The sequence below is a fragment of the Synechococcus sp. R5-15 genome (assembly GCF_047462035.1).
GTDB lineage: Bacteria > Cyanobacteriota > Cyanobacteriia > Thermostichales > Thermostichaceae > Thermostichus.
In genome coordinates, this window is sequence record NZ_JANSIK010000186.1 from 1 (window position 1) to 12,447 (window position 12,447).

At 59.4% G+C, this 12,447-nt stretch carries 12 protein-coding genes; 1 reads left to right on the forward strand and 11 read right to left on the reverse strand.

Going from position 1 to position 12,447, the window contains the following annotated elements:
• Positions 1 to 186 precede the first annotated feature (186 nt).
• From NW839_RS13250 to cas10, 11 genes are all read right to left on the reverse strand, one after another.
• Entirely contained in the window at positions 187 to 1,083 is an 897-nt protein-coding gene (locus NW839_RS13250; protein ID WP_414350452.1) for a putative CRISPR-associated protein, read from the reverse strand.
• Between the two features lie 49 nt (positions 1,084 to 1,132).
• Entirely contained in the window at positions 1,133 to 1,846 is a 714-nt protein-coding gene (locus NW839_RS13255) for a hypothetical protein (RefSeq protein WP_414350454.1), read from the reverse strand.
• Between the two features lie 10 nt (positions 1,847 to 1,856).
• Positions 1,857 to 2,843 carry an RAMP superfamily CRISPR-associated protein gene (locus tag NW839_RS13260; protein ID WP_414350456.1) on the reverse strand — a complete coding sequence of 329 codons (987 nt, stop codon included), beginning with the start codon at positions 2,841 to 2,843 and terminating at the stop codon, positions 1,857 to 1,859.
• A 95-nt stretch (positions 2,844 to 2,938) separates the two neighbouring features.
• Positions 2,939 to 3,391, reverse strand: a complete 453-nt coding sequence (locus NW839_RS13265; RefSeq protein ID WP_011432237.1) for a hypothetical protein — start codon at positions 3,389 to 3,391, stop codon at positions 2,939 to 2,941.
• Positions 3,388 to 4,362 carry an RAMP superfamily CRISPR-associated protein gene (locus NW839_RS13270; RefSeq protein ID WP_414350458.1) on the reverse strand — a complete coding sequence of 325 codons (975 nt, stop codon included), beginning with the start codon at positions 4,360 to 4,362 and terminating at the stop codon, positions 3,388 to 3,390. Before NW839_RS13270 ends, NW839_RS13265 begins: the two co-directional genes overlap by 4 nt.
• 166 nt (positions 4,363 to 4,528) lie before the next feature.
• The gene (gene csx7, locus NW839_RS13275; protein WP_011432239.1) at positions 4,529 to 5,380 is read right to left on the reverse strand and encodes a CRISPR-associated RAMP protein Csx7; all 852 of its coding nucleotides are present in this window, start codon (positions 5,378 to 5,380) and stop codon (positions 4,529 to 4,531) included.
• 19 nt (positions 5,381 to 5,399) lie between these two features.
• Positions 5,400 to 6,047, reverse strand: a complete 648-nt coding sequence (locus NW839_RS13280; RefSeq protein ID WP_414329367.1) for a hypothetical protein — start codon at positions 6,045 to 6,047, stop codon at positions 5,400 to 5,402.
• 3 nt (positions 6,048 to 6,050) lie between these two features.
• Complete coding sequence (locus NW839_RS13285; protein ID WP_414350459.1) at positions 6,051 to 6,491, reverse strand: hypothetical protein; 441 nt, start codon at positions 6,489 to 6,491, stop codon at positions 6,051 to 6,053.
• On the reverse strand, positions 6,488 to 7,720 hold the full coding sequence (gene csx10, locus NW839_RS13290) for a CRISPR-associated RAMP protein Csx10 (RefSeq protein WP_414350461.1): 1,233 nt from the start codon (positions 7,718 to 7,720) through the stop codon (positions 6,488 to 6,490). The genes NW839_RS13285 and csx10 overlap by 4 nt, the downstream gene beginning before the upstream one ends.
• Positions 7,720 to 8,442, reverse strand: coding sequence for an RAMP superfamily CRISPR-associated protein (locus NW839_RS13295; RefSeq protein WP_011432243.1), 723 nt, complete (start codon positions 8,440 to 8,442; stop codon positions 7,720 to 7,722). The genes csx10 and NW839_RS13295 overlap by 1 nt, the downstream gene beginning before the upstream one ends.
• Positions 8,442 to 10,757, reverse strand: coding sequence for a type III-B CRISPR-associated protein Cas10/Cmr2 (gene cas10 / locus NW839_RS13300; RefSeq protein WP_414350464.1), 2,316 nt, complete (start codon positions 10,755 to 10,757; stop codon positions 8,442 to 8,444). The genes NW839_RS13295 and cas10 overlap by 1 nt, the downstream gene beginning before the upstream one ends.
• A gap of 415 nt (positions 10,758 to 11,172) precedes the next feature.
• Between cas10 and cas6 the strand changes: the two genes are divergently transcribed.
• The gene (cas6, locus tag NW839_RS13305; RefSeq protein WP_011432245.1) at positions 11,173 to 12,354 is read left to right on the forward strand and encodes a CRISPR-associated endoribonuclease Cas6; all 1,182 of its coding nucleotides are present in this window, start codon (positions 11,173 to 11,175) and stop codon (positions 12,352 to 12,354) included.
• Positions 12,355 to 12,447: the final 93 nt, after the last annotated feature.

A 12,447-nucleotide genomic window follows, 5' to 3' on the forward strand; every position in this document is an offset into this window, starting at 1 on the left:
TCTCGGCGGGGAAAAACAAGGGGAAATTGCAGCCGTTCGCGCCAGCGGGACGGAGTCCTTTCGCGCCAGCGGGACGGAGTCCTTAAACGAGACCCTGTCGATCTAGGCCCCTAGATCCCGCTCTGGGCAAGGGTTATAATCGGCGGAAGTCGCTTCCCTTCGGGGAAGTGGAATTAATGGAAACACTCAAAGCAGACGGCCCAAGCGTTGCCGCAATTCGGTGGCAGCCAGCTCTAGGTGCTCGGGGGTGTAGCCGGTGGTTTCTACTCTGACAGCGAGGTGGGTGTCCTGGCTCTCGTGGAGGTGGATCCACAGAATGTGGTGGCCATCTTCGGTTTTGCGGTTTGAGGCTTTGACGCTGTTTTTGGGGGCAGCGTAGGCGTGTGGATCGTATCGAACCAGATCCACCCAGGGAATGTCTCGCAGGAGTTTTTCCACCTTGACCCAGCTGCGAGGACGGTGGTGGCTGCTGTCGACCTGCAGCTGGATGACTTCGGAGCGAGGTCGGCCTGAATCGGGGAGATCTGCCCGTGGGATCCGGGGCTGAACTTGCGGCTGTAGGTAGGGCAAGTAGACCAGGGATTTGTATTGCTCATGGATGTAGCAAACCGGGACCCCCAATTGGCTGCCCACCACGGCCATGATCATGGCTTGGGCTTTAAACCCGCCGGTAGCGGCAAAGGTGACGATCCCCCTGGCGCTCTCTGCCAACTGTTTCAACAGCTCGGCCATCCGCTCCAGTGAGGGTCCCTCTAGCTCATAGTTGATGCCGGGAAGGGGAACCAAAGAGACCTGCTGCTGACCCAGCTCTTGCTCAAAAAAGAGCTTCAAAATCTGGGCACACTCCAATCCGTCGGGGGTTTCTGAGTGCAGCAAAATCAAGGCATCATTCGAGGTGGGATCCAGCCGCAAGTAGGTGTTGGTTTCGGCGCTGATCAGCTCCAGATCGGTTCTTTTCATCCAGGCCAGCGCTTGCTCCGGATCCCCAATGGTTTTTTGTCCCAGCCAGGGGCGCTGCGGCTGCAGGTCTTTGTCAAGGTTGGTGAGCAAGGAGGTGCCCACCGTCATGATGATGGTCTGCATGGATGGCCGGTTAACTCAAACTTTTCGAGGGCTCTGTTCCGCTTTGTGCTCAGAGCAGCTTGGCCTTGCGGATTCTGCCATCTTCCTTTAGATCCAGAACTTCCACCTGCACCTCTTGCCCCACCGAGAGGGATCCCGCCCGTCCGGGCTCCTTCTGGGTGAGCTTGGTGTCTGTGTCCAGAATCTGGAAGGTGACTTTGTTGCCCTTGATGTTGGTGATGGTGGCCTTCAGCTTTTGCCCGGTCTGGAAGTGGGCTTTGCGGGCCTGATGCTGGGCCTGGTCTTGTTGGTGTTGATGGTTTTGTTGTTGTCTGTCGTCCTGGGATTTGTTTCCCGCCCCTTGGGGAACGGAGTCCTTGGGACCGGAGTTGTCGTTGGGTTGGGATCCCTGAGGTGGTGAAATCTCGCCAATGGGGATCCCTCCATCCTTGTAGTAGCAAGCCAGCCGGGCTGCCCAGCCCAGGATCTGCAGCATCTCCGCCGGCCTGTCTTGCAGAGGTTGCAAGTACCTTTTGCAGGTTTCGTCAATGAGCTGATGGTACCTTCTGGTTTGTTGGGTACGGCATAGGCCATTTTCCCGCACCAGCTCGCCGGTGAATCGGAAAAAGCGGGATCCCGCGTCAGGGTGATGGGCAACCGAGCGCAGATAGGCGACGCATTTGCTCAACTCGCTGACATCCACCCTTTCCTTGGCCAAGGTCAGGGCGATGCCGTGGGCGAGATCCCAAGATTGGGGGCTGAGATCGACAGAGTCTGACAGCATGGGGGAACCCTCAGTACACTCCGGTGGGCGGCTCGCGCAGAGCAGTGGGACTCAGGATGGCGGCCAATCGCTTGAGTTGTTCGGGCAAGATGTAGCCCTCGGCAGCTTGAATTTGCTCTTGCACAAAGGCTTGGAGGCGTTTTCCTTCCAGGGTATCGGCTTCTGGGGGATCGTAGCGGCTGTAGCGATCTTTTAGGTTGCCGGGCCGCTCGATCTTGTCGAGGGTGACCTGCAGGGATCCCAGGCCCACGGGCTTGCCGCCCCCCACCTTCAGCAGCATGGAATGCTTGGGATCCTGCCCCAAGACCGTGAGCAAGGTGCCCAGCTCAGCAGGGGTGAGGTTTTTGAAATGGATTTGGGTTTTGAAAACCGTGTTTTGCATCGCTTGCTGGGTGGGTGTTCCCCTTGAACTGCCCTGCAAAGCTTTTTTGTGGGTGTAGTAGAACTTGCGTCCAATGACTTTGCCGTTTTCCTTTTTAAAGTAAGCTTTGCACTGATCCGGGCGAGGACAGTACAGCGGGGGCAGGGATCCGCCACCCGATCCGGTGCCGGTGGCAATGGCATCCCTGAACTCCACCAATCCCTGCCAGTTCAGGGCACCGAAAACGCGGCTGGCCGGACAAAGCTGCTCTTTGTTGCGGCAGGGGTGCCGCTCCGGGGGGATCTGATTTTTGTACTCGCTCGTCATCACCGCAAGGGTGCTGTTGGTGATCGCCTCGTACATGGCCCGGATGGCCCCTTTGAGGGAGCTGCCCTGGATTTTAAGCCTTCCGTTGGGAGTGGTGGTCATGGTTTTGAGCACCGGGATCCCTTTCACCCCGACATCGCTGCCCAAGGCCAAGTGGCCGGTGGAGATGTGGACGGCAGTCTGCACCGTTAGGGTGAGGAAGAGGGTGCCGTGCAACCTATCGGGATGGAACTGGGCGTGGCCGGCGGGCCGCTCCAGCGTGGGGCGCTGGGTGGGAAACGGGATCAGCTCGTAGGGTTTGGGAAACACGGTTGGTTTGCCTCCAACTCGACTGCTGTTGCCGGCAGACGATCTTGCAGATGCGGCCTGGTTGGGCAATGGGCGAGGGCCTTGGGGGGTCATGGTCACCTCGGAATCAGGGCAATAAAGTGAACGCGGGCAGTTCGCTCATCTCGGAAGTAGCGCTGGCCCACCTTGAGATCTTGGGGATGGCTGAGGGGCTTGGGAAAGCGGGTTTCTCGATTTTGGGATCCGTACAGGTCGGCTGCGTGATCCTCCCACCGCCACTCTCCCGGCAGAGGGATAAAGGAGTCCGGGGGAGCTTGGATCCCCAGATACAGCAGATCCCAGCCGTGGGGGGTGCTTTTCCAGCGCAGTTCCCCTTGTTGGGAGAAAACTTGCCCCTCTGGACAGACGGGATCCGCCGGGATCCCCACCTGAATGCCGCTGACTCGATGGGGCCAGCGCAGAAAGGAGTAGGTTTTTTCAGAAGTGGAAAAACAAGCCGAGAGCACTTGGGAAAGCGAGGACTCTGCCCCATCTTGAATCTTGAGGGAGGCGACGTAGGCTGGTTTCATACGGCTTTGGCCTCCGCTTGCAGGAGTTTGGCCCAACTGTTTACGGCGGTGGCGAGCAGATGTTCCACCTTGGCCTCAGACGTCTGATCCCAGGTCAGCCGCGCCCCAAATCCCAAAGGCATTGGCTCCGCTCCCACCGGCACCGCTTGGCAATCGGGTTTGGGGAAGCCGTATTTGCCTGCCTCTTCGGGGGTTAAAAATTCGCCCGCCCCCAACAGGGATCCCTGTGGCCAGGTCAGGGGGGATCCCAGCAGTCGAATCTGCTCGTTTGCCTCATCCACCAGGCAGCCCGGATAGTCCACCACCGCCCACTCGTACTCAACCCGAACGGTGCCCATGCCGCGGGACTTGGCAAAGCCGATGCCAAACCAGCCTTCATCCAGATCCCGCAACGCCAGTCCCAGCAGACCCAGTTGGGCCAGGGTAAAGTTTTTCAGGTGGATCTTGGTTTGAAAGGATCCCTCTACGCACACTTGATAGCTGAACGGCCCCACCGCCACTGAGCCGAAGACGCGGTCGATGGCCACCCCATTACGTTCCTCCAGGCGCAGAGGGGTTCCCGGCTTGGGATAGGCATCTTCGATGCGGACCCGGCTGGCGATGGCTGTGTTGCCGAACATCTGATCCGTAAAGGAAGAAAGGGCGTAAACCTGGTGGGGCTCTTCAATTTTTTCCAGCCATTGATTGGCCTTTTGGTCGAGGGGATCGCTGGCCCAGAGTTTGAAGCCTCCCCCCTCAGGACGTCTGTCGCTGCCCACCGTTCGGACGATGCGCTCCGCATGGGCGCGAATTGCCCCTTTGAGGGAGCTGCCGGGAAAATAGACCGTTCGCCCGCCGCCGTGATAGGTTTCGACGAACTCCATATCCGGCTTCGTCGGGTCAGCCCCTTCTTTGCCCGCCTTGATGAGAACAGGGCCATCGGGCTTGAGGGTGAGGCAGAGGGTGCAATGGTTAACGTAGCGTTTGTGCATAGCCTGGGATCCTTCACACCAGAACAGGAGCTTTTGGTTGAGGGGCTTGGGGCGGCAAGCAGTCTGTCCAGTTTGTCAACCGATAGGGGTGGAAAACGCTGACCGTATCGCCAACCGTTGTAGAGTCCATGAAGACCATCGGGATCCCTCCTGACATGAAATAGGGCTAGCGGCGGGGGCCGACCGATTGCCGTTGAGAGGCCGTTGTTAATTTGGCAACCAGGGCTTCCACCCAGTCTTGGCGCAAAGCGGCAGCCTGCTCCGGGCTGAGCGGCTGTCGGGATCCGGCCACCAGCTCTTGAAGGTAGGCCAGCAGCCGTCTTGGATCCCCTTCCGAGTCGAACCAATAGATTGCCGAGATCTGCAGGCGGACAACCCCCAAGCCACGGGAGCGCCCCCCTCCCAGGGGGATCTGTTCCGTTTCCAATTGGTGCAAGCCAATGGCCAAGAGGCCCAGTTCCCATTCCTCGGCATTTTCGACGACGGCATGAAACCGGAAGGGGGTGCTGGCAGGCACCACTTGCAAGTCGTACAGCTTGCCATCTGCCGCCGTTTCCGTATCCCGATCGATGGCCACGCCATCCCGCTCTTGGTACTGGCCAAACCAGGCTTCCGGCACCACGGGCAAATCTCGGATCTGCACCTTGCCGGCCAACCAAGGGGATCCAAACACCTGCGAGACCCAGTCGGTGGCCTCAATGAGCTTTTGAGTCAGAGCCGCATCGTCCCCTTTGTAGTCATTTTTAATTTGGTTGATGATCTGAAATTGCTCGCTGCTGGTCAATTCGCCGGGATCCCTGGCCAGCTCTGGGTTGATGCCCCGCAAGAAACTTTCCAGGCGAGAGCGCATCGCCCCCTTCAAACTGGAGCCGGGAATGAGCGGACGGCCCAGCGCATCCTTGAGAACCGGCAAATCCGAGCCGATGGGTTCGGTGGAGCGGCCCACCCCGATGTGCAGAGCGGTCACGGTGGTGAGGGTGCCGGTGATTTCCAAGCGGTTTTTGAAAACGTCGAACATTGTTCCCTCAAATGGCTGCTCAAGTTAAGGCTTGTACTGCAGAGGTTTGCCATTCCCGAAGCGAGACGGAGCCCTTAATAAAACTCAAGAGGATCCCTAGGATCTGAGCAATTTCTGAGATAAAGTACTCCCTGTCATCGATAAAGAGTTGGTCACCCTCGAGTTTTGCAAATCGCCAGTTGGTTCCTGAGGTTACTGCTCCATAGACACTGTCTACTTGAGAATTGGAGTTCTTGTTAAAGACCTGTGCCCCCACCATACCGGCAACGCACTGGCCCAGACCCCCGATCAAGTCTTCTTTTTTGGCCTCAACGATAATCACCACCGGATCTTGAATGTAGAGTTGGAGAGGGGATAGGCAAATGATGTAGTCGCATAGGCCCACCAACCCCCTCTCGGGATCCACGTTGAATTCCTTGCCGGAAAACAGCGAGATTTGATCCCGACATAGGTACTTCACCTCTCCCAGCACAGGGGCGATGATAAACTCGGAGCGGGCTTTTTCGCTGTTGACCGAGGTGGCCAAGCCGAGATAGCGATCTAGGGTTATTTTCAAGTAATCGGAGCACTCAGTCGGTGGAACCTCTGCAAACAGGCCATGGATGATTCTTGACCTGAGCTGAAAGGTCGAAATGGCTCTCTCAAGGGTAAAACTGCTGTAGGTCACGGTCTAGGATCCTCCTCCCTCTCGCTTGTACTTGAGGTAGCGGGCCCCATAGCCCAGGTAGCGCCGAATCAAGTCAATTTTGATCTCGTTGACTTTGGGGGATGCTCTTTCAATTCCGGCTTCCCTGGCGATGGCTATAGCCCTTTGATGAATCCAGTTGTCGATGTCTTTGATGATGGCTTCTGCCAAAGAGTCTTTGCCCCGCCCCCACTTGTTATCGCGCCCCACCTGGTAGCGCAAAAAGTTCTTGATCACCTCTGAGCTTTCGGTGGAAGTTGCCACGTGCAATAGGTTGCGATATTGGGCCTCTTCCAATCTGTTGAGACCTCTGAAGTTATCCAAGGCGGCTTGAATTCTGGCGACCAGATCATCTTCGGCCAGCCGGATTTGCCGTTGGATCTTGAGCTCTTGTTCCGATGTGATCTCGCTGGTGGCGAAGGTCATAGCGGGTTCTCCCAGAAATGATGATGGAACGGACTGCAAACTTCGATTTGGCCGAATCCTTCAGCAGTGCGTTCGCCAATCCCCCAGTATTCCATCTCCGCCAAAATCGGGATCCAACGCTCCAGTTGCGTGGTGCTCAGCAGAAAGACGCTGCCCTGCGTGGTTACCAATTCTACATCTTTGAACAGACCCCAGGCAGCGTTCCAGCCGGAGACATAGGCGTAGCTGCTGAAGGCCAGCTCCAAAGCCAGGGATCCATCTTCGCAGTTGGCCTCTTCCTGGAGCATCTGGGGGGTGAGCACGGTGGTGCGTTGCCAGCGCTCTTTGAGAATGGCCCCCGACTGCAGCCCAATGGAGAAATACTGCCGCTCCGGCGGAAGGGGCTGCCAGGGATCCCCAAACACCTGCCATTGTTGCCAGCGCTGCCGCAGCTTTTGGTTAAAGGCTGCCACCCGCTCAGCCAGGGAGGGCTTCGGGGCCCTCAGGTGTCGAGCGGCAAGGCTGACCCGGCCCAGCCCCCGCGACACCCCCCCTCCCAAGGACAAGCGGCGGGCGTGGGTGTTGAGGTAGCCGGCGAGGGCTGCCGCCAGCTCGCGATCCTGCAGATAGATGTGGCCGCTGAAGAGGGAAGGCTGCAAGCTCCCATCTCGCCCGGCCCGGCCCTCGTTGATCACCTCCAGGCTGTAGAGGATCTGGTCGGCGGCGGTGGCGCGGCGGCGGTTGATCCCCACCCGCGTGAGCAGGCGTTTGGACACAGCAGCTCGTTCGTAGCGGGGCCCCAGGTCAGACTCCTGCTGGCTGTAGAACCCCCCGAAGGGCTCCACTCTTCCCCCGGAACCGTCCGGCTCTGTGGGATCGAACGGGATCCCCAGCCGCTGTGAGCAGAAGCGATCCAGGAGCGTGTCGAACACCCCCGTTTTGCCCGCCTCTGAGCGGAAGCCGGGATTGTTTTTCGAGCTGAAGGCCGTGGCCGGCAAGACCTTGCTGCCGGATCCCGGATAGGCGTGGGTAAACACAGCAGGCCGAGCTGCCGTAAACAGGGCGGCCAAATCTCCTTCCAGCGCCTCGGCAGGGCGATGTTGGGTTTGGCTGAGCATGAGGTCGGCCAGAGCACCGCGAATCACGCTGCCGGGAATGTAATCCTGGGCCTCGCTGATGGAGCCGCCCGGCTTTTGCCGACCGATGGCCAAGGGAGACTGAGCCGTTAGGGTGAGTTGAATGGCTTCCATCAGCTCCCTCCCTGGGCCAAGAAAGCCCAATCGGCTGCGGTGGGCTGGAGAGCCTGCAGGGATCCAGGATCCCAGTGCAGCCAGCCCAAACCTGCGGATTTGCTGCCCCCCAGCGCGATCAGGTGGTGCAGGGCCGCCAACAGGAGAGTTTTGCCCCAGGAAGGGCAATCGGGCAAAAGCTGCAGGGATCCGGAAAAAGTCAGCTCAGCCGCGGGAGAGGTCTCAATGAGGTAGAGCCGCTGATCCTCGGCGGTGCGGCGGCGGCGGTTGAGGGTGACCCCAGGGCGAAGGGTTGGTTCCAGAGCTGCTGGCGGCACCTCGCAGACGAGATCCTCCACCCACAGGCGGGCAGGCAGGGCCGGATTGCCGAATATCTGGCAGACCAGACAATGGGATCCGGCGTAGCCCTCCACCTGGTATTCGGGGCGGTGGAAATTTCCTGCGCTGCCCTCCCGCTGCGGACACATGCGCTCTGGGTCGGGAGAGCGGCAAATGGCCCAGCCCAGGCCACGGGCCAGTTTCTCGCACTCGTGGCGCAGCCGCCCCTTCAGTTGGGAGCCGGGAATGATCAGCCTGCCAAAGGCATCTTTGAGCAGGGGCTTATCCGCCAGGGAGCCGCTGGAGCCGCCGGCTCCCACCGCCAGGGCAGAGGCGAGGGTGGCCCTCAAAGGGATAGAGGTGATCGTTCGCCCCGCTTGGGGCAGCTCTGCCAGTCTCACCATCACTCCACCTCCGCCAGAACGGGCCGACCCTCGGCCTGGGGCTGTTTTTGCACAAAGGCGTACAAATCCACCAGATCCCGCCAGATGGTTTCATAGGTTGGCGTTGACGAGGATACCTGTGGCTCAACATACATCCAGGGGGGAAGGTGGCCGTCGTTGGTTTTGGCCTTGCACCAGGTGCGCTCAAAAGCCTCCATCAGCGGCTGCCCCTTTTTGCCCAGGCGGCTGCGGAAATAGAGATAGTTGAGGGTGGCGGTGCGTTTGCCTTTTTCCAAGAAGCTGCGAATCTGATAAAGCTGGGAGCGAGGAAAATTGGCCTCCTGCAGGGCTTGTACCGTTCTCAGCAACCCGTGGATTTCCGGGACGGTATAGGGGCCGGCGTAGAGCTTGAGGGTGTGGCTGTTCTGGCGGATCTCCAGAGCTTCCCGACGAAAATCCTGGATGCTGGAGACAACCAGGGCGACCGACTTCAACGAGAGAAAGTCGATGGTGGCCACAGAGCAGTCCTTGTCTTTGGGCTTCAGCTTTTTCGCGTAGCTCTTGGCGGATTTCAACAGTTGTTCGGTGAGCTTTTCGGCGTAGTAAATGGGGGTGTCTTCCGAGGCGATCAGCACCCCCACCGAGGCGGAGAGCCGACAGAGCTTCCGATCTGCCGCCGGGTAGCGGTGAGGCACCTTGCCGGAAGATTGAGCTGCATAGGTTGCCGAGGTGTCCAGCAGGAGCTGCTCAAACTGCTCACAGAAGGTGGCGGCAATTTCCAGGGCTTTGTGGGCAGGCACCACCACCAACACATCGTCTCCGCCGATGGTCAGGATCTCGAAGGGGTGGATCCACTCGCCGTTGCGGTCTCTGCCGGTTTCCGGATCTGGGGATAGGCCGTGCAGCCGATGGGCCTGCAGGTGCTGGGCGAGGGCGTGGTAAACGGCTTTTTCCGTTGCCTCGGAAACATCCCGGCTAAATTGTCGGTAGGCTTCTGGGGTTTGGATCTGCTGCACATAGCCCCCCATGTCGTTGCCATCGGCGTAAAGGTAAGCCACAAAGCCCTGGCTGCCCAGGCTGGCGTTGGCCACTTCCCGTAGAGATTGGGCCTCGCCGATCCCCTGGACAGATCCCTGATGGGGCTGCAAATAGCGCTCCCGGTAGGGCTCGCCGGCGGGAGAGTTGAGAAAGCGGGCAAATCGCGTTACCCAGCTTTCCACAAAGCCGGGATCCCAGGTGGGGAACTTGCGGAACCACCCTTGCTTGCCTGTTTCAATGCGCTTGGCCTGGCGACCCACCAGGGCTTTGCGAGCGGTGGCTTCCGAGAGCCAGGGCTGATCGACCAGGTCGGCTTTGGCGATGGCAGGGCGACGGTCGGTGCTGTCGCGGCGCAGGTAGGGATGGGTTTCAAAAAAGGCGGGATGGGCGCGGCTGGGGCGACCGGGATCCGGATTGCCGTTGCGGCGGTGGTTGAAGCGGGCGGCCAGGTAACCCACCAACTCGTTGAAACTTTTGCGGTCTTGAAATCCGGCTTCGCTGCCATCCCCAAAATAGGCTCTCACCAGGGGATGGGTTTTGTGTTGCGCCAGCCAATCCAGCCAGGGGGTGCGTTCGATGGGATCCCGCAACAGGCCGTAGCGCAGTTCCAGCAGCCGAAAGGCGGATCCCACGGCGCAGGCGTTAGCGGTGAGGGTTTCTTCGGTGTAGCGCCGCTCGATGGCCTCACAGAGATCGTCCACATGGGCCGCCGGGCAAAAGGCCAGGAGATTGCCCCCGGTGGAGTAGATGATGAGCTCCGGGATCAGGGCTTGCGCCAAGGCCGGGTAGTGCTGCTGCAGCCAAGGCCGGATCTGCTCGGCCACATAGGCCCTCAGCTCTGCTTGAGACTCTTTCCCCAAACCTTCCCATCCCAGGTAGGTTTGCTCGGGATCCCCGAAAAAGGCGGGCAGATCCACCAGGTTAATGCGATCCAACAAAGCGGAGGCCCCGCGGATTTCCGACAGCTTGGCCGACTCGAAGACATAGCTCTTGATCTTGGTGGCCCCCCCGTAAACCAAGCCGATGCGGGTTGTCTGCTGCCACAGCTCCGGGTAGCGGGATTGCAGCTCCGCCGGGGTTCTGGGAAAGGTCTTCGCCGCCATGCTCTCCTGAAATTGGCGCACCTGAGCCAAAATGGGCCGTAGCTCTTCTGGGATCCCGGCCTCGTTGTCGGCGCGAACGGCGGCCCGCATCTGCTGCAAGGTCTCCAGGGCAAACTGGGGATCCCGCTGTTCTCCCCACGCCAGGCACCAGGCCAAGGCAACAGGAACGGGAGAGGGAGCAGAAGTAGGGGTCATGAGCAGCACCTGCGAAATGCGAAAAAGGAAGACAAGTCTTGGACAGGGCTTCCATCGGCTGCGACGGACAGATCCCTAAAGGCTGGGGGCAATTGGCCTCGATTTTTAATCCTTCGCGGAAGACCAAAGCCCTTCAAAAAAGGGTTTGCCGGTTGGGTGGGTAATCGATCGAATCAAGCCGAGAGATGCCATTGAGGTTACCGATTGTTTCAGCCATATCCGATAAACGCTCTCGCCTCATGGTTTTCAGTCCTCTAGCTTGCTAGCAGTATAGATCGAGTGCGATGGGTTGCAGACGATTTCAAGGCTTTCTTCAGATTGTGAGATTTTTTCTGCCTGTACAACGGGCAATTCGAGAGTAAACCCAATAAGAAGGGATCCCTTCTAAAATTTTCTCAATGGAAAGTTGGGTTTTGTGTTGATTGTTGCTGTGGACTGGGAATGGGCTGTGCCTATGCTGAGTTTCTCAGAGCCATCTGCTGATAGAGAAGCGAACGGCAAGTGGCCGACGGGATCCGAGTTGGTGGGGATCACCTTGGAAGTTCAGGCTCCTCGGTCTTACCTGCTGGATCCCCACTATGCCAAAGGGCTGCACGCCTGGTTCTTGAGCCAGGTGCAAGAGACAGACCCGCAGCTATCGGCCTATTTGCACGATGGAGAATCGGAGAAACCTTTTACCCTCTCCCGGCTGATGGGGCCGTTCCGCGAGCAGGGGGGGCGACCGCTGATCCCGCCTCATCTCCCCTTCCGCTGGTGGATCACCGGCCTCAACCCGCCGGTGGTGGAGTGGCTGCGAGGGTGGTGCCAACGGCTGCCCACCTGGCTGGAATTGCGGGGATCCCCGCTGCAGATCCTGGGATGGCAGATCTCGATCCCCCCGCGCACCTATCGTCAACTGTTGGAGCAGCCTCTTTCCCCCCGCTCCTGGAGCCTTTCCTTCGTCTCGCCCACCAGCTTTCGCCACCGGGGCCACCATCTGCCGCTGCCGATCCCTCGCAACCTGTTCCACAGCTATCTGCGCCGTTGGAACGATTTTTCCGGTCTGCCCATCGAGGCGGAGCCTTTTCTGGATTGGGTGGATGGGGAAGTGATCATCCAGCGGCACCGTCTGGAATCGGTGAAAACCACCGCAGGTCGCCAGGGATCCGTGACGGGATTCATCGGCTGTGTGCAGTTGGCTGTCTCCTCCCGTGCGCCTGAGCTGTTGCAGCAGCAGCTCCAAGCCCTGATCCACCTTGCCCCCTACTGCGGCACCGGCCACAAAACCCCCTTTGGGCTAGGGCAAACCCGCCTGGGTTGGTTGGCCGAAGAGCTACCCGCCTCCCCTGTCCCTTCCCGGGAAGAGCAGGTGGCCCAGCGGATCGAGGAGCTGAGCGCCCTCTTTCTCAGCCAGCGGCAACGACAAGGGGGATCCCGCGCCGAAAAAACTGCCCAACTGTGGGCGACGATCCTGGCCCGCCGCGAAGGTGGAGAGAGCTTACAACAGATCGCCGCTGATTTGGAGATGCCCTACGAGACGGTGAAGACCTATGCCAAGCTGGCCCGCCGCTCTCTCCAGTCTGGATCCCAGGACTACTCGTCGAGCAGTCTTCCCTAGATGACTTGAGGTACTTTGTTGAGCCTGATACATTCACGCTGAACTCTCCTGAACATGGTTCAGGAAAGAAGCGATCGCATCCTGCCTATCTCT